Source organism: Aeromonas sp. CU5 (genome assembly GCF_002586745.1).
Classification (GTDB): Bacteria; Pseudomonadota; Gammaproteobacteria; order Enterobacterales; family Aeromonadaceae; genus Aeromonas; species Aeromonas sobria.
On the sequence record NZ_CP023817.1, the window covers coordinates 714694 to 732449 of the forward strand.

At 49.2% G+C, this 17756-nt stretch carries 13 protein-coding genes; all 13 read left to right on the forward strand.

Annotated elements, in window-relative coordinates:
- Positions 1-724: 724 nt before the first annotated feature.
- Entirely contained in the window at positions 725-1510 is a 786-nt protein-coding gene (locus CK911_RS03340; protein ID WP_098972425.1) for an ABC transporter permease, read from the forward strand.
- 3 nt (positions 1511-1513) lie between these two features.
- The gene (locus CK911_RS03345) at positions 1514-2164 is read left to right on the forward strand and encodes an ABC transporter ATP-binding protein (RefSeq protein WP_058055852.1); all 651 of its coding nucleotides are present in this window, start codon (positions 1514-1516) and stop codon (positions 2162-2164) included.
- A gap of 84 nt (positions 2165-2248) precedes the next feature.
- A complete protein-coding gene (locus CK911_RS03350) occupies positions 2249-3442 on the forward strand; it encodes a sugar transporter (RefSeq protein ID WP_098968980.1) in 1194 nt (397 codons plus the stop codon).
- 212 nt (positions 3443-3654) lie between these two features.
- Positions 3655-5244, forward strand: coding sequence for a polysaccharide biosynthesis/export family protein (locus CK911_RS03355; protein WP_098968981.1), 1590 nt, complete (start codon positions 3655-3657; stop codon positions 5242-5244).
- Between the two features lie 51 nt (positions 5245-5295).
- Entirely contained in the window at positions 5296-6291 is a 996-nt protein-coding gene (locus CK911_RS03360; protein WP_098968982.1) for an SIS domain-containing protein, read from the forward strand.
- 191 nt (positions 6292-6482) lie between these two features.
- Positions 6483-9908 (forward strand): HAD-IA family hydrolase, encoded by a 3426-nt coding sequence (locus CK911_RS21085; RefSeq protein ID WP_157774520.1) that lies wholly within the window; start codon positions 6483-6485, stop codon positions 9906-9908.
- A gap of 359 nt (positions 9909-10267) precedes the next feature.
- Positions 10268-10900: an acyltransferase gene (locus CK911_RS21090; RefSeq protein ID WP_157774521.1), complete on the forward strand. Its 633-nt coding sequence runs from the start codon at positions 10268-10270 to the stop codon at positions 10898-10900.
- 107 nt (positions 10901-11007) lie between these two features.
- Positions 11008-11805: a 3-deoxy-8-phosphooctulonate synthase gene (gene kdsA, locus CK911_RS03370; protein ID WP_098968984.1), complete on the forward strand. Its 798-nt coding sequence runs from the start codon at positions 11008-11010 to the stop codon at positions 11803-11805.
- Between the two features lie 141 nt (positions 11806-11946).
- Positions 11947-12744 (forward strand): 3-deoxy-manno-octulosonate cytidylyltransferase, encoded by a 798-nt coding sequence (gene kdsB / locus CK911_RS03375; RefSeq protein WP_098968985.1) that lies wholly within the window; start codon positions 11947-11949, stop codon positions 12742-12744.
- A 106-nt stretch (positions 12745-12850) separates the two neighbouring features.
- The gene (locus tag CK911_RS03380) at positions 12851-13243 is read left to right on the forward strand and encodes a hypothetical protein (RefSeq protein ID WP_157774522.1); all 393 of its coding nucleotides are present in this window, start codon (positions 12851-12853) and stop codon (positions 13241-13243) included.
- Between the two features lie 90 nt (positions 13244-13333).
- Entirely contained in the window at positions 13334-15433 is a 2100-nt protein-coding gene (locus tag CK911_RS03385; protein WP_098968987.1) for a capsular polysaccharide biosynthesis protein, read from the forward strand.
- 14 nt (positions 15434-15447) lie between these two features.
- A complete protein-coding gene (locus CK911_RS03390; protein WP_098968988.1) occupies positions 15448-16692 on the forward strand; it encodes a capsule biosynthesis protein in 1245 nt (414 codons plus the stop codon).
- A 108-nt stretch (positions 16693-16800) separates the two neighbouring features.
- Positions 16801-17304 (forward strand): hypothetical protein, encoded by a 504-nt coding sequence (locus tag CK911_RS03395; protein ID WP_098968989.1) that lies wholly within the window; start codon positions 16801-16803, stop codon positions 17302-17304.
- Positions 17305-17756: the final 452 nt, after the last annotated feature.

A 17756-nucleotide genomic window follows, 5' to 3' on the forward strand; every position in this document is an offset into this window, starting at 1 on the left:
TGTGCTCATTTTTGCACGACGGAAACTCTGTGGCGGTGCCATTTTCGCCTGCTGCCACCGCGTCAATTGGCGAGTGAAACAGCGCTGAGTGATGGCTTGGAAACGGATGAGAATGTGCTCGCGATAGTGGAGGTCGCTGGCAGCATGGGAGAGTGCTGGGTGAGCAAAGGGTTGGTGAGCACTTACTTGCCAGCGCTTCAACCTCATTTCTCATAATCAGGTCTGGCGCTCTGTATCTGGTCTATGGCGATGGAGGTGGTGATTAATGCTGAAAAGTATGTCTTTTGTGGTTTGTTAATTCACATTTCATAGAAAAATCACACTTATTTCATGGTTTTCTCATGGTTTCGAGTGGAAACGAAAAGAGCCTGTGGCTATATTGCCGCTCGTCGAAGAGACGGGTGATCCAGAGAGACATCATGGGTTGCAACAGCACTCAGACAAGCGAAGAGCGCGTCAGTGTTTCTTGTCTCTGGCGATGAGACTCTGTTCCTGCTCTGGCCCGACAACGGAAAATGTCATTTCCGTGCGGTAGCTATGGCAAATGAAAAGCAACTAGAAAACGTGGCTTGAATGAGATTCGGGAATTGTCATTGCCGTGCGGTAGCTATGGTGTTTTACAAGTAGTTGACAGCCCTGGCATACAGATGATGGCCGCAGGGAAACTCATTGAAAATGAGTGCCACATTCTTATCTATTACCTGAGGTGTTCAAGCCAAACCCAATGTTGATACAAAGACGCAGTCCTGCAGTGGTATTGAAAGATGTCACATTCGGATTATTGATGAGGGAGTTGAAGACCCGCTTTGGAAATTATCGCATGGGGTATGCCTGGGCCTTGCTGGACCCATTGATTACTATCGCTGTATTCTGTGTCATATTCGGCATCAGGCAACGCAATGGTTTCGGTGGTGTTGAGGCGCCGGTGTTTATTGCCAGCGGCTATTTGCCATTTTTGATGTTTCAAAATACTGCCAATCGCCTGATATCAGCCGTCAGCGCGAATAAGGGACTGTTCTGCTATCGTCAGGTCACAGCCTTTGCCACCTTGTTCTCCCGCTTTGTACTGGAATCCATTATCGGCATATTGGTGGCCATCGTATTAATCCTGATTTTGGTCTGGTCTGGTTTTGATGCGATACCCGATGATCCGCTGGCGGTGATCATGGGGTATGGCACCCTGATGATCTTCTCATTGGGCCTCGGTACCCTGCTTTGCATTGTGAGCAGTCTTTCTGCCGAAGTGGACAAGCTAATTCCGATCTTTATGCGTCCTCTACTCTGGATATCTGCGGTCTTTTTTCCATTAGCGGCTGTACCCCAAAATTATCAGCATCTGCTGCTCTGGAACCCGATCGTGCATGCGCTCGAGTTGATTCGCAGTGGCTGGATTGCAGGGTTTCAAACCCAGGGGGGGAGCTGGAATTATCTGTTCGGTACCACCTTGATACTTCTGGCGTTTGCGATGAGTGCCTATCGCTTGAGCCACCGTCGACTGATTGCAAGTTAAAAAATGATAACCCTCGAAAATGTCAGCAAATATTACCCCACCAAATTCGGGCGTAATTATGTATTGAAGGATGTGAACTTCACTCTGCCGGGAGATAAAAATATCGGCATTCTGGGTGCCAACGGGGCAGGCAAATCCACCTTGTTGCGCCTGCTTGGCGGCATGGATATGCCGAGCCGCGGCAAGATCACCCGCCACAGTCGGGTCTCCTGGCCGCTGGCGCTGAGCGGTGGATTTCAGGGCAGCATGACGGGTCGTGAAAATACCCGTTTTATCTGCCGGATCCATGGCATTCATGACACGCGCCGGGTAGAGGAGTGGGTCAAGGGCTTTTCCGAGATAGGCCAGCACTTCGAGCTGCCCATTAAAGGCTATTCAAGCGGGATGAAGTCCAAATTCTCGTTTGCGGTCAGCATGGCGTTTGATTTTGACATCTATCTGACCGACGAGATCACCTCGGTGGGGGATGCCAGATTCAGGCAAAAGTGCATCGATGTCTTCAAGCAGAAACGAGAAACGGCGAGCCTCATCATGGTCTCCCACGATATGAATACCCTGCGCAAGCAGTGTGACATGGGGATTGTGCTGAACAATGCCAGCCTGACCCTCTATCCCGATATTGAAGAGGCCATCGCGGTCTATCAAAAGCTGTAACCACTGTCTTCACACTCATTTTTGTCACGATGCCATGTCGGTTCGCGCGATGCGGGCCACTTGCCATCCTCACTTCGGATAGTCATGAACACCAGTACCATCAAGACCCATATCGGTCGCAAGCTGCGCAAATTCAGGCGCGACCCCAAACGCTTCCTCATCGATTCCAGGGGATATCAGGTTGCCCACTTCTCATGGCAAAAGGCCGTCAGGCTGGGCAGCTTTCTCTGGGTCTTGCTCTGCTTTGGCGTGGCGACCCTCTATTACGTTGCCATCGCCAGTGATCGCTATGTCAGCGAAGCGAGCATCATCGTCAAGCAGGCAGATCAGCTCAAGATGATGCCGGATGCCCTCTCCATGCTGGGGCTGGGTGGCAGCAATCATCAGGATGTGCAGGTGCTGCATGCCCATCTGGGCTCATGGGACATGCTGCAGCGGCTCGACAAGGCGCTCGACCTCAAGGGGCACTATCAGAGTGGTCACGCTGATTGGTTGTCACGACTCCCGCGGGATGCCAGCAATGAAGAGTTTCTTGCCTACTACCGTGACCATCTCACCCTTACCCTCGACGAGCTGTCGGGGATCCTGACCATCCGGCTACAGGCATTCGAGCCCGAGTATGCCCGCGAGGTGGTGGCCCTGATGCTGAAAGAGGGGGAGGGCTTTATCAACCGACTGAGCCATCAGGTCGCCCTCGAGCAGCTCGCCTTCGTCGAAAGCGAGGTGGCCCGTTCCCACGAGCGGTTGCAGGCCGAGCGGGACAAGATGCTGGCGTTCCAGAATCGCCACAAGCTGATGAGCCCGGAGGCCACCAGCAGCGCCATGCTGGGATTGGTCTCGGAGCTGGAGGCCGAGTTGGTGCGCCAGGATACCGAGCTCAAGCGGCTGCAAATCTACATGAATCCCAAAGCGCCTGATGTGGTGGCAGCCAAAGACCGGGTGGACGCGCTGACCCGCCAGTTGGCACAAGAGAAGCGGCGGCTGACCAGCAACGACGAACAGTCCCTTAACGAGGTTAATGCCGACTATCAGGCGGTGCAGGTACAGACCCAGCTGGCGGCCGATATCTACAAAACCGGTCTGGTCAGTCTGGAGCAGGCCCGGGTCGAAGCCTATCGCAAGCTCAAGCACCTGTTGGTGGTAAGCACGCCAAGTGCCGCACAGGAGGCGCATTACCCGCGCCGCCTCTACAACCTCGCCACCATTGGCGTGCTGCTTTGCCTCTTCTATGGCCTGGTGGTAATGGGACTCGCCACCTTGCGTGAACATCAGGATTGATGGCCACTGCTACCCGCCAGCACGGGTAGCAACACCAATTGATACTCGTCCTTTTCAATACCCGATGGCGCAGTGCATAAACTTGCGCCCGGCAGGAGTTTACCTTGATTTCAACTTTGTTCTCACGTACCCGTGACCCCGGACGCAACCGGCAGTTAACGTCTATCCACTGCAATCTCCGCACCACATCACTGGCGCTGGTTGCCGCATTGATGATCCCTCAGGCTTATGGACTGGAGGTCGCCCAGGAGGCGGCGCCGGTGCGCAAGGTGGTGAGCGACACCCAAACCCGTGATCCCGTCTTTGGCAACTGGCTGTTTCGCGGCGAGTTTGCCCGTGAATCGTTCAACGGCTTCAACCCCGATTATCGCATCGCCATCGGCGACAAGCTGCAAGTGCAACTGTGGGGAGGGGTCGAGTTTGAACAGAGCCTGCTGGTGGATCACCAGGGCAATATCTTTCTGCCCAAGGTCGGGCCGGTCAAGGTAGCCGGAGTGCGCAACGAGCAGCTCAATGACACCCTGCTTGGTGCTATCACCCGCGTCTATCAGAAGAACGTCAGCGTCTACGCCACCCTTGATGTGAGCCAGCCGGTCAAGATTTTCGTTACCGGCTTTGTCAATCAACCCGGCCTCTATGCCGGTCAATCGGGAGATTCCATCCTCTATTTCCTCGACAAGGCGGGTGGCATCTCTCCCGAGCGGGGCAGCTATCTGGATGTGGCGCTCAAGCGCGGTGGCAAGACCCTGCGCAATTTCAACCTCTACCAGTTTTTGCTAAACGGCAATCTTCAGCCGACCCAACTGCGCGACGGCGATACCCTGGTGGTGGCGCCGCTGCGCTATCAGAGCACGGTGCGTGGCAAGGTGGCCAATGCCAACAAGTTTGAGATGGCCACCCCCCATATGACCCTGGCCGAGCTACTACAGCTGGCCAGACCCGATGCAGATGCCACCCATATCCGGGTCAGCCGCAATCAGGGGGAAGATATCCGGATGGATAACTATCCCCTCAGTGATACAGCTACTCTGGCTCGGGTAATGGTCAGCAGCGGCGATACCGTAGAGGCCATCGCCGACAAGCGTTATGCCTCCATCGCGGTACGCATTGAGGGGGAGCACGACAGCGAGCAGGAGGTGGTACTGCGCTACGGCGCGCGGTTGGGCGAGGTGCTCAATGGCCTGAAATTGACCCGTGATGCCGATATCAACGCCATTCAGCTCTATCGCGACTCGGTAAAGGTACGCCAGAAAGAGATGCTGGGCTCCTCCCTCAAGGCCTTTGAAGCGAGCATTCTCACCGCCCGCTCCGCCTCCGATGGTGAAGCCAGCTTGCGCAAAAGCGAGGCGGACCTGCTGATGCAGTGGGTTGCGCGGGCCAAAGAGATCGAACCAAGCGGTCAGGTGGTGCTGGCCAACGCCCCCAATCTGGAGGAGGTACGTCTTGAGCCCGGCGACATCATCCGCATTCCGCGCCAGACCAATCTGGTGATGGTGCACGGGGATGTGATGTTCCCGAACGCCATTCTGGCGGATCAGAAACGCACCGTGGCGGACTATATCAATCTGGCCGGTGGTTTTACCCAGAAGGCGAGCAACTCACGCATCCTGCTGCTGCATCGCGACGGCACCTTTAGCCAGATAGAGAAGAGCGAACTTGAAGACCGGAATATTCGCGTCACCCCGGGCGACGAGATTTTTGTCTTGCCGCAGGTTGAAACCAAATCGCTGCAAATTACCAAAGACTTCACCAGCGTGCTTTACCAGATCGCCGTCTCGGCGGGTGTACTGGTGGCGCTCTGATGCCTATTTCTCCATATATTTTTCAACATCAAACCGGGATAAGGTAAATCCATGAAAAGCCAGCCATCAGTGGATATTCGCAGTTTTTATGATGAAGTGCCTTTTGGTGGGGATGTCATCGACAGCATCAAACAGACGTTCAAACAGCAGGGGGAAACCCTGCTTGAGCTTGCCGCCACCTTCAATAAGGCACAATACAAGCTGGCCTTGTCACTGATGATCCAGTGCAAAGGGCATGTGATTATCTGCGGTATGGGAAAATCAGGTCATGTAGGGCGGAAAATATCGGCGACCCTGGCCTCAACCGGTACACCCAGTTTTTTCGTTCACCCTGCCGAAGCGTTTCACGGGGATCTGGGGATGATCACCCCGGATGATGTGGTGGTACTGATCTCCAACAGTGGGGAAACCGATGAAGTATTGAAACTTATTCCATCGCTGAAAAACTTTGGCAACCGGATTATTGCCATTACCGGCGGTATGCCATCCACTTTGGCAAAAAATGCTGATGTCGTGCTGGAAATAAAAATGCAGGGGGAGTCTTGCCCCAACAATCTGGCGCCAACCACCTCGACCACCTTGACCATGGCGATTGGTGATGCGCTTGCATCCGCCTTGATGAATAAACGCAACTTTATGCCCAATGATTTTGCCAGATTCCATCCCGGTGGTAGTTTGGGTCGCCGCTTATTGACTCGTCTTAAAGATATCATGAGCACCAAGTTGACCAAGGTGGCTCCAGAGGTAGCTCTTAAAGAGGTTATCGTTGAGATGACACGAGATCAGCATGGTATCGCGCTGGTGATGGAACAGGATAACCTGCTCGGCGTTATCACTGATGGTGATCTGCGTCGTGCCATGCTGCGTCATGATTTCGATTTAAATACCTTCAAGGCCAAAGATATTATGAGTCTGAATTCCATCACGGCGACTCATAACTCTATGTTAAGCGATGCGGAAGAGTTGATGCGCGAGCAAAAAATTAAGCAATTACTGGTTGTTAATGATGCCGATACCCCTGTAGGTATAGTTGATTTTTATAATTGAGCGCAATACATAGGACGGTTTGAAAATTTCATAAACATAAATTATTTCTCTATAAGAGAAAAAACTGAACAGGTCAGAAATCTCAATGCTATTTAAATAGTGTACTTGCACTCATCTTCCTCAATCACTTATTGATTATTTTAATTCCCATCCTTAATTAAAATATATAAGTCAATCAAAAAGAAGTCATTATGAAAATTTTATATTATATAGAGCCTTGGATTGAAATGAACTGGCCTGGATTCCGTTTCGGTAGCCTAAATGGATATCTAAATGCAGAAATTAATGGCCTTATCTCACAAGGACATGAAGTTTTATTGGTTATCGGTGATGGTCTAGAATTAGAGGCTAAACAAAAAGGGTTTAAATTAGATAAGCTTAATTATAAAACTATTCGACAGAAGCATCTTAGAAAAATATTCTGCGATTATCATAAAGCATCTATGTCATGGTATAAAAATGAATATACCGAAGAACAATTGCAATCTATGGTGACACTTATACATAATGTGCTAGATGGTTATGTTCCAGATGTGATAATGACGTGGGAGTCTCCGATCCCATTTATGTCTGTTGCATTCCCTGATGCTTTAGTCGTATATGAAAACTACGGGGCAATATCTAGGCATCCATTTCCAACAACTCAGGCAATTGATATATTTGGCTTATTCAAGAATTCATATATCGCTCAACTGAAAAGCAACCTTGAAAGTGGCGACATATTAATTCCTGATCTTACAAAAAAACAGTCTTACAATTTATCTAAAATTAGAGAAAAAATTAAAAAGTCATTGAATTTATCAAATCCATTCGCCAATTATGCATTGCATAACAATGGGTTTAAATATGTTGCATTAGTTCCACTCCAAGTGTCCGGATACTATGCTTTTGATGGTAACGTGCCATATAAATCTCAGTTTGATTACTTATGTCATATTCTTGATAACATGTCTTCAGATGTTCTTGTTGTTGTAACTGAACATACAAGCTATCCATCAATTTTTACACCGAGAACATTAAACTATCTCAGAAAAAGATATAGCAATTTTTATTGGCATGAAGAGTTAAATGAAGTAAAGGGAGCCTCACAATATCTATTGCCACTGGTCGATTTTGTTGTAGGAACAACTTCCAGTGTGTTGTTACAGGCAGTAATATTAGACATTCCAGTAAAAGTTATTGGTGACTCTCATGTTTCTATATTCTCATCACCACATGGACTACATAGAGCAGAAAGGATTGTAAATAGGCATCACAAAAATTCATTTGATAAAATCATATACCATTTAATTACAAAATATTGGCATAATCAAGAAGAAAAAGTTCATAACGGAGCATGGCTTTCCAACTATCTTGACAATACCTTAAATAAATTTAGAAATAATAAGCTCAACATTAATTTCTATCTAGATTACAAATTAGATGAGGAGAGAGTGATAAAGGATATTTTAAATGGCATTTCTGTATCAGACCCCATCATAATAAATAAAAAAGCCCCCCAAAAAAGCAATAAATTAAAGCTGCCTTCTTTACATGAGATAGAGTGTAATCATCGCCAGTTAATTGACAGTGCTGAGTGGGTGTCTTTCGATATCTTTGACACACTTGTTCAGAGAGCAACACGTACTCCTAAAGACATTTTTATTTATGTCGGTTTGGCAATGGAGAAAATTATAGGCCTTGAGCCTAGAGTTTTTGCTTCTTTAAGAGTTAAAGCTGAGAAAACTGTCAGAGATAACTCCATTTATGAAGAAGTCACTATATTTGAGATTTATAATGAAATAATCTCTGAGTTGAATTTGTCGTATGATATTGTTCAGAAGTTAGTAAATATTGAACTGGAGGCTGAAGTATCTTTCTCTCTACCTAGAAAAGCAGGTATTGAGCTTCTTTCTTATGCAAAGAAAATGGGGAAGAAAGTTTATTTAATTTCAGACATGTATCTGGAAAAAAGTCATATAATTGAAATTATAAAAAAACACAATATTAACATTCCAGCAGAGGATATTTATGTCTCTAGTAATTTCAGGTTGCAAAAACACAGTGGCAATTTATTTAAAAAGTTCATATCTGATACTAAAGTAAAATCCGAATCTGGATTACATATAGGTGATAATCCAACCGGAGACGTTAAGAGTGCTGAACTGAATGGTATAAAATCATTACACATTCCAAAAGCTTACGATTTGTTTAAAGGAAATGTTTTTTTTCATAAAGAAATATCAAACAAATCATCTTTTAATAGTAGCCTTTATTCAGGTCTTTTAATAAGTAAACTCTATGATAACTCATTAACTCGTGCTGACGGAGTAACATGTGGCAGCAAGTACCTTTTAGGTTATTCTGTAATTGGTCCTCTACTCGTTTCATTTTCACAGTGGCTGGAAAAAAAATGCATTGATAATGGAATTGATGATATTTATTTTCTGGCTAGAGATGGAAAAGTTTTCAAGAAGGCATTTGATAAAACATGTTCCAACTTGAATTTATCCACGCATTATTTATATGCAAGTCGAAGATCTATAAACTTACCGTCTATTACTACAAAGGCTCAGATCAAAGAAATAATGATGGCTCCGTTCAATCCTTGTACGTTGGGTTATCTTATTAAGAATAGACTCGGCCTTACTCCTGAATCAATTGATCCAGCGGTTGCAAAAAAATTTAATTTTGAAAAAGTTGTCACAAGAAATGACCACGACATAGCAAGATTCATTGATGCTGCTGAGTCAAGAATTATTAATAATGCTACAGCAGAAAGAGAAGCTCTTGATGTTTATTTGAAATCAAAAATTACTCACAATAAAAAAATCGCGATTGTTGATATTGGATATAAAGGCTCGATGCAACAGTCCCTTAGTAATCTAGTTGATAATAAAATACTAGGATATTATCTAGTGACAACAGATGAAATTGGCAAGCTTCCATCAGAAGGTTTCCTTGAGAACCGAGTCAACAAAGCAGGCTCATCACCATTCTGGCAAGGAGTTGCGTTAGCTGAATGGCTGACACTTGACGGTGATACTTCCGTTGAAAAGTTTACAGTTTTGGACGGAAAGGCAGAACCATGCTTTAAACAAAAGCAGGCGCATGATATTTCACGACAACTCATCACGAAGCATATTCATGAGGGAGCATTTGATTTTGTTGATGACTGGACCATACATTCTTCCACTTATGACGAAATAGATTTATCTTGTGTAAAGCATAATTATTACTCTCTTTTAGCTACACCATCTTTAACAGACATAAAACTTTTTGAAGAAACACAACTTGAAGACTCCTATGGTGGGCGGGACGACAGATGGCTAGTCGGCCCGCTGAAGCAACACATAACAGATAAAGAATTGCAAAATCTTCACAAATCATATTCATGGAAAGGTGCGGTTAGTATGCTTAATAAAATTTACACTTTACAGCATACTAAAACACCAATAACTAATACATCAGAGACAATTTCTGGCAATTCACGTATCAGAAAGTTCATGGTAATTAAAAAAATTAAAAAATTCACTAAATCACCGACAAGATTCCTGATAGATAGTCAATTTTCTTTATTAAAAATAATAGGAAAAAAAATAAATAATTTTAAAATAAAGCGAGAATTCAGACTATAAGTACAACAACTATGACTGGAAAATACTTTAGAATTTTTTAATGTGATAATTATATATAGACACAGTTATGCATATTTATATAAATGCATTTTCATATAGATAGTAAGCGTATTAACGTAAAGGTACCTCTTGTTACTAGTCTGTTGTTTGAATCGTTGTATTCAGCCTCAGTTTGCTAATTTTGATTCTGCGATGTTCTACCAGTAAAGCGTTTATCACTACACATACATCTTTATTAGACAGCTGGTGTCACCTGAAAAATGCCATACAGCCCCTAAAGTGATATTGCTATCAACATTGGTTTGATAATTATGGTTTGTACAGAATCTACATTTGGAAAAATGTTACATGGTGATTATATGGAAAACAAACTTATCGTAATAACTGCATCAGGTGAGAGACTGATAAAAACTTCAGTCGATGGTCTGCAGGTTTCTTTTTCGGGAACGGGTAATTCAGTTACTGTTTACGAAGGAACAGATTTTCATAAATGCCAAATAATTTGTGGGAGTGGTACAAATATCCACATTGGAAAAACAAGACATCATGTTAAACACATGATTATTGCCGGACGTCGTGCAACAAATGCAGTAGTTCGTATTGGTGACAACTTCTCCTGTGTCGGATGCCAGATTAATATGAATGAATCTGGCAGCGTCTACATAGGTAACGACTGTATGTTTTCATTCGGAATTACCATCTGGACATCTGATGGTCATACCATGTTCGATAATGATACACTAGAGTGCCTAAATCAGGGTAAAGATGTTATCATTGGAAATCATGTTTGGGTTGGTTATCACGTTAATTTAATGAAAGGCTCTGTCGTGTCTGACAATTCGGTTGTTGGCGCTTGCTCTGTAGTCGTTAAGCATTTCAATGATACAAATGTGGCTATTGGTGGAGTACCCGCAAAAGTCCTTAGACACAATATTAACTGGTCGCGACAGAGTCCTGAAAATTATATGAAACGCACTAATGAAATGACATAAGCACTTCCTTGAATATTAAGCTCAAGGCTCTTGTTTCTAGAGCTACATTATTCTAAAAATGCCTTTCATAGCGGCATTAAATTATCAACCTAATTGGTGTTGTTTTTATGTTTTTAATCGCAGGCCCTTGTGTAATTGAATCCGAGCAACTGGTGATGGATGTCGCTGGTCGTATTAAAGAGATCACCGACAAACTGGGTATGGAATATATTTTTAAATCCAGTTTTGATAAGGCCAACCGAAGTTCTACCGGTAGTTTTCGTGGCCCGGGTATGGAGCGTGGTTTACAGATCCTGCAAAAGGTAAAAGAGACCTATGGCTTGCGGGTATTGACTGACGTGCATGAAGATACGCCAGTGGAAGAAGTGGCCAGTATTGTCGATGTGTTGCAAACCCCGGCCTTTTTGGTGCGCCAGACCAATTTTATTCAGCGTGTCGCCCGCTGTGGCAAGCCGGTGAATATCAAGAAAGGGCAATTCCAGGCCCCTTGGGATATGGAACAGGTGGTCAAGAAGTGCCATGAGGTGGGTAATCAGGATATCTGGTTGTGTGATCGTGGTACTTCCTTTGGTTACAACACCCTGATCTCCGATATGCGTGGTTTGCCCGTGATGCGCCGCACAGGTTGCAAAGTGGTATTTGATGCAACCCACTCGGTACAGCAACCGGGCGGACAGGGTGCCACCAGCGGTGGTCAGCGGGAATTTGTTCCCGTGCTGGCTCGCGCCGCGGTTGCGGTGGGGGTGGATGGTCTCTTTATGGAAACCCATCCAGAGCCTGCCAAGGCGCTCAGCGATGGCCCGAATATGCTGCCTCTTTCCGTTATGGAGGAGATGCTGACCGTATTGGCCGAGCTTGACCGTGTTACCCGTGGCCATCGCTTCCTTGAAGACGCGCTGGTCTGAGTTGTCTGATTGATGCCGTGCTGTGCCTTTACTCACGAGATTGCGGTCGTGCGCCGTACTTTGGTGGCAAATGTGAGCCGGTAAACAGGGAGTGCCTTGCGGTACTCCCTTTTGTTTTTCTATTAAATGGTTGGTTCTGTTATGGCCTACAAAATTGTCATTCCTGCCCGATATGGCTCAAGCCGCCTGCCCGGTAAACCCCTTGCCATGATTGGTGCCAAACCCATGGTATGGCATGTCTGGCAGCGAGCACTGGAAACCGGCTGCCCGGCCAGCGATATCTGGGTTGCCACCGATGATCAGCGGATCAGGGATGTGGTCGCAGGTTTCGGCGCCAATGTGGTGATGACCGGCATCCATCACAGTTGTGGATCCGACCGTTTGGCTGAAGTGGCTACCATCCAGGGGTGGGGAGAGGATGAGATTGTGGTGAATGTGCAGGGGGATGAGCCCTTGCTGCCAGCCGGGATGATCGAGCTGGCCGCCACTACGCTGGCGGCTGATGCGGAGTGTGGTATTGCCACCTTGGCATGCCCCATCACCGATATGGCACAGGTCATGGCCGCCCAGTGTGTTAAGGTTGTGACCAACAAGGCTGGTCAGGCTCTCTATTTTTCCCGTGCTCCGGTGCCGTGGGCGAGGGATCATTTCACCTCTTTGCAGCAGGGGAACGTCATGCCAGATAGCCCCTCTACTCACTGGCTGCGGCATATCGGTTTGTATGCCTACCGCGTCAAGACGCTCAAGGCGTTGAGCCATTTACCACCCGCCCCTATGGAGCAGCTGGAATCACTCGAGCAGTTGCGTGCGCTTTGGCACGGTATCCGGATTGCGGTAGCGACTGTGGATCAAGCGCCTCCCCATGGTGTCGATACCCCGGAGGATTTGGCCCGTATTCAACGCCACTTCCTGCATGAGAGGGTGACTGACGTTGATTGAGAGGCTGTAGTTGCTGTGCCGCTCACCTAAAACGGCCAGCCATCCTTTTATCTGCTCACCTGATTGTTCCATACGGGGGCTGTGGCCCTATTCCTCTGGACGATTTATGAAACCTGTTCTTGTTGTGAATCTGATAGCGACCTACCCAACCGGTCGCCACCCTGAAAGCTGTGCCCGCTCTTCGTGGCGAGTGGCCGCAGCTCGGGTGCCCGATATTGATACCGTGGTCGGTGTCTATCAGGGCATGGTGGTAGCGGTGATCCGCGGGTGCTCTCTGGTGCCGAGTACACCCGAGGTGGTGGGGGATGATTGGGATGAGGGTTGCCGGGGGCGCTACTATGCCTTGGGTGGCGAGGCTTTTACTGATCGGGATGTGTCTGTCTGGTCACTGACCCGCTGCCCACAGTTGCTGGTACCCTTGTCGAGCGTACAAGGGATCCGCTATCTCTCGCGTGAGGAGTTCGACAGGATCCCGATGGGAAATGTGCAACTGAAGTGACCCGGATTGGTAATCCCCCTGGTATTGGCTTTAACCGATAGTTTTAAACCTTCCCTCTTTTATCCCCCTTACTGACATCCGAGATTTTTCATGACTCTATGGACACAATCCAGCGGCATTCTGGCGCGCAGGCGGCAGATCTCTGCCTGTCTCGGCCAGCCATTGGCCCGACTTGAGCCCTCCTCTGAGTGCGTGCCACAAGCGGGCGATGTGCTGGTCGGCTGGGGCCAGAAGGCCAATACCGCAGAGATAAAACAGCAAGCGCAGGCGCTGGGGTTGCCCTACTGGCAGCTGGAGGATGGCTTTATCGGTTATATCGGCCACCCCGCCAGGGGGGGCAAGGCGGTGTCGCTGATCGCTGACCCTGTCGGTATCTATTACGATGCCCGCCAGCCGAGTTGGCTTGAGCAGCTGATCGCCACCCCTTGCGAGCCCGGGATGCTGGCCCGTGCCGAGCGGCTGATCAGAGAGTTGGTGCGCTTTGGCATTACCAAATACAACTGCTATGCCACTCGTCCCGATGCACTTGCCCCCCAGGCGCCGTATGGTGAAGAGCAAGGGTTGCCTGCTTCAATGGCCGAGGGGTTGCTGCAAGATGGCAGACCCAGGGTATTGCTGGTCGATCAGGTGGCGGGGGATCTCTCCATCCCGGGGGCACTGGCTAGCGAGGCCGATTTCTTGGTCATGGTGGCGGCGGCACGTCGCAATCATCCTGGAGCCCGTCTGCTGCTGCGCACTCACCCAGACACCCGCTTTGGCAAGAAGCGCGGGGTGCTGGCGCGATTGACGCAAAAGCTCCCTGAGCTGGCAGATCTGGAGATAGTGAGCGAGCCCTGTCATCCCCATCTCCTGCTCAAGAGGGTGGATGCGGTCTATACCGTCTCTTCCCAACTGGGGTTCGAGGCGTTGCTAATTGGCAAGCCGGTCCACTGCTTTGGCATGCCTTTCTACGCTGGTTGGGGCTTGACCCATGACACCAAGCGCTGCGAACGGCGTGTGCTGGCAAGGGCTGATGGGGCGATTTCGCTGTCACAACTGGTGGCGGCGGCGCTGATTTGTTATCCCCGTTATGTCGACCCTGTGCTGGGGGAGCGCTGCGAAGTTGAAGATGTCGTCAAGCTGCTGGCCCGCCAGCAGATGGCACCAGCCCGCTGGCGGCGGCTTTATCTGGTGGGTTTTTCGCTCTGGAAGCGGGCCTTTATGCGCACCTTTTGTGCCCATCTGGCCGATGAACTGCGGTTTGTCAGGCGCCCACCCGGACGGTTGACTGGTGATGAACAGGTGCTGGTATGGGGTAGCCGTTATCCCGAACTGGTCTCGGCCATCCGGGTCGAGGATGGTTTTATCCGCTCGAGTGGCCTTGGCTCCAATCTCTGTAGGCCGTCGTCACTCTCTATCGATCCGGTCGGGATCTACTTCGACAGTCGCCGCCCCAGTGCGCTTGAGCAGCTGCTCAATTACGAGCCAATCGACGAGGCGCTATTGGCTCGGGGCAACAGGCTGCTGGCGTTGCTGCGCCGATCCCGAGTCAGCAAATACAACGTGGGGATGAGCGTGCCATTCCAGCCGCCACAAGATGGCCGCGAGTTGGTGCTGGTGGTGGGGCAGGTTGATGGCGATGCCTCCATTCTCTGCGGCAGCCCGGTGATCCGTAGTAACGAGCAGTTGCTGTGGGCGGTGCGAGCCGCCAAACCGCAGGCGCATATTCTGTTCAAGCCCCACCCGGATGTGGTGTGTGGCAACCGGGAAGGGACCATCTCGGCAAGTTGCCTGGCCGAATGTGTTGATAGTCAGGTGATCCAGTGCGATCTCGCCTCCCTCTATCCCCATATCGACGAGCTGCACACCATGACCTCACTCAGTGGCTTCGAGGCGCTGGTGCAGGGGGTCAAGGTCACAACCTGGGGGCAACCCTTTTACAGCGGTTGGGGCCTGACCCGCGACATCCATCCGCCTGCCAGACGCGAGCGTCCCTTGCCGTTGGCGGCACTGGTTTGTCTGACCCTTGCCGCTTATCCCCGTTATATCGATTGGCAATCAGGTTTGTGGTGCAGCCCCGAACAGTTGATCCGCAAACTGGCGGCACACAAGCCCCTCGCCATGAGCGGTGCGAGCCGTTGGCGACGCTGGCACCTCAAGCTCCGTTTTCTGGTTGATACCCTCAAACCCACTCGCTCTCTGTTCTCCTGATGGATCCTCATTGTATGAATGTGTTGTTGTTACAGGGGCCGCTTGGCCCCTTTTATCAAACCCTGAGCCAGCATCTGGTTCGGGCTGGCCATCAGGTGGTGAAGATCAACTTCAACGGTGGCGACGAGTGCTGGCCCTGTGCCGGGATCTCTATCAGTTATCACGGCGAGCCAGATGGCTGGAATACGTTTCTGCGGCGGATGTTGAAGGAATATTCAATCAATACAGTGCTTTGTTACGGCGATTGCCGTTATTACCACAAGGTGGCGAGCCAGGTGTGTGAGCTCAAGGGATTGTCATTCTGGGCACTGGAGGAGGGGTATCTGCGTCCCGATTTTGTGACCCTTGAGCCGGGCGGCGTCAATGCATTCAGCTCCTGGTATGAAGAGCGCGCCAGATTGCCGCGAGTAGACTGGCCCGCCGAGTTTATTGCACCTCTCAAGGTGGGCAAGACGTTTGCGGCCAGAGCCTGGTATGCCAGCCGCTATCACATCAACAAAGCAATCAAGCAGTCACGTTATCCCCATTTTGTCGATCACCGCCCCTGGACGCTCTGGCAGGAGGCGAGGGGCTGGCTGAGAAGCGGGTGGATCAAATATGGCCATTGGCATCGCGATCGAGCACTACTCCATCGTTTCAAGGAACATGCCGGGCAGCTCTTCCTGGTGCCGCTGCAGGTGAGTGAAGATTTTCAAATAAGAGAGCACTCCGAGTTTGGTGACCTGGAGGCGATGATCTCGGAGGTGGTCAGCTCGTTTGCCCGCCACGCCAATCCGGATGATGTGCTGCTGTTCAAACATCACCCCATGGATCGGGGGTATGTCAGCTACCGTGACTGTATCGATCGACTCATCGCCGAGCATGGTTTGGCGGGGCGGATCTTTTATGGTTATGAATGGCCGCTTCCGGCCCTTTACCCACTGCTCAAGGGGGTGATCACCATCAATAGCACGGTTGGGCTGTCAGCCCTGTTGCATCGGGTACCCACCATCTGCCTTGGCCGTGCGATCTATGACATTAAGGGGTTAACCACCACAGGTCCGCTTTCCTCTTTCTGGCAACATCAGAGCCCGGTTTGTGAAGCGACCTTTCAGCGAGCCAGAAACTCCCTGCTGCACCTCACCCAGCTTAATGCCAGCTTCTATCGCCATCTTGATACGGGGGCTGAGGCGGTGCTCGCAAGGATGCGGCTTGCGGAAACGGCGGTCACTCATGAACCTGCGTTGCACAGAGAGCCAACTCGTTCACGTGGAGCATAGATAAGCAGGGAAATAGATCACCATAGCCCTTCCCCATAGGGACTCCGATATTTTCAACCCACGAATTTCATTCTCTTTCGTAAAAAAATAACCATCAAGGATGCTGATATGAAAACCAAGCCATATATGTTGGCCATTCCGCTATTGTGCTTGCCTGTCGTTTCGAGTGCCGCAGATGATTTTTCAATTTTAATTCATGGCGCAGCAATTCATAGTGATTGCACCAAAGGAAAGGGAAAGAAAAGCAAGAGTTGTGATTTTAATAATTTCAATCCGGGATTAGGGTTGGCCTGGGCTTTTTGGGGCGATAACGACACTGGCAAGCTGGCGGTGCGCGGAGGGGCATATAAGGACTCTTTCAGCGAGACGGCTTTATACGGTGCGCTCTCATATCGCAAGGAGTGGTATTTTACCGAGCATGCCTTTGCTGGCTTGGGGTTTCAGGCCGGTTATCTCAATGGTTCTGGCCTGGATGGCTTTGCTGCCTTGCCGATGGTGACGCTGGGTTACAAATCATTGGCGCTAGAAGTTGGATATGCACCAAAACTTGATTTTGCATTAGGTAGCAAGCATGTCGCCGTGACGACATTCTCTTTACGCTGGACGTTATAGTTACCCATTTTGTTATTTATTCGGCAGTAGTAGTTTCGCGTAAAGTTAAATTAGAGAGCTGTCTTTGTACCTGAACTGCAAATAGTTGTGGGAATTATATTTGTAGAGAGTGATGTACTGATAACTGCAGATGTAAATAGAACAGAGACTCCCAAGGGGATCGGCTCCGCAGGTGCACCCTTTGTGCGGGATCGTGATTCAGAGTTGGCGTTGCGCATCGAGTTCGCCGGTCAGCGTTTGGCATTCTGAGATCTGATGTACAGCACCAGTTATCGTCTGACCACTGCTGCAGAAGGGAGGGGGGGGGGGGCACTTGGCGCCAATTCATGGTCTGTTGCAGTCAAAAATTGAAACCGCTTTCAGAAAACCTTTTCAACTGTGATCTGCTTCATAGCTTTTTCCGTCGCCAGGCTCTAGCATGACGGCACGAATTTGGGGCTCACGCCCTCGAT

What these genes read in the sequence shown, in the direction of transcription:
- CK911_RS03340 (WP_098972425.1), top strand. Translation starts at nt 725, where the DNA reads ATGTTGATACAAAGACGCAGTCCTGCAGTGGTATTGAAAGATGTCACA.
- CK911_RS03345 (WP_058055852.1), top strand. Translation starts at nt 1,514, where the DNA reads ATGATAACCCTCGAAAATGTCAGCAAATATTACCCCACCAAATTCGGG.
- CK911_RS03350 (WP_098968980.1), top strand. Translation starts at nt 2,249, where the DNA reads ATGAACACCAGTACCATCAAGACCCATATCGGTCGCAAGCTGCGCAAA.
- CK911_RS03355 (WP_098968981.1), top strand. Translation starts at nt 3,655, where the DNA reads ATGATCCCTCAGGCTTATGGACTGGAGGTCGCCCAGGAGGCGGCGCCG.
- CK911_RS03360 (WP_098968982.1), top strand. Translation starts at nt 5,296, where the DNA reads ATGAAAAGCCAGCCATCAGTGGATATTCGCAGTTTTTATGATGAAGTG.
- CK911_RS21085 (WP_157774520.1), top strand. Translation starts at nt 6,483, where the DNA reads ATGAAAATTTTATATTATATAGAGCCTTGGATTGAAATGAACTGGCCT.
- CK911_RS21090 (WP_157774521.1), top strand. Translation starts at nt 10,268, where the DNA reads ATGGAAAACAAACTTATCGTAATAACTGCATCAGGTGAGAGACTGATA.
- kdsA (WP_098968984.1), top strand. Translation starts at nt 11,008, where the DNA reads ATGTTTTTAATCGCAGGCCCTTGTGTAATTGAATCCGAGCAACTGGTG.
- kdsB (WP_098968985.1), top strand. Translation starts at nt 11,947, where the DNA reads ATGGCCTACAAAATTGTCATTCCTGCCCGATATGGCTCAAGCCGCCTG.
- CK911_RS03380 (WP_157774522.1), top strand. Translation starts at nt 12,851, where the DNA reads ATGAAACCTGTTCTTGTTGTGAATCTGATAGCGACCTACCCAACCGGT.
- CK911_RS03385 (WP_098968987.1), top strand. Translation starts at nt 13,334, where the DNA reads ATGACTCTATGGACACAATCCAGCGGCATTCTGGCGCGCAGGCGGCAG.
- CK911_RS03390 (WP_098968988.1), top strand. Translation starts at nt 15,448, where the DNA reads ATGAATGTGTTGTTGTTACAGGGGCCGCTTGGCCCCTTTTATCAAACC.
- CK911_RS03395 (WP_098968989.1), top strand. Translation starts at nt 16,801, where the DNA reads ATGAAAACCAAGCCATATATGTTGGCCATTCCGCTATTGTGCTTGCCT.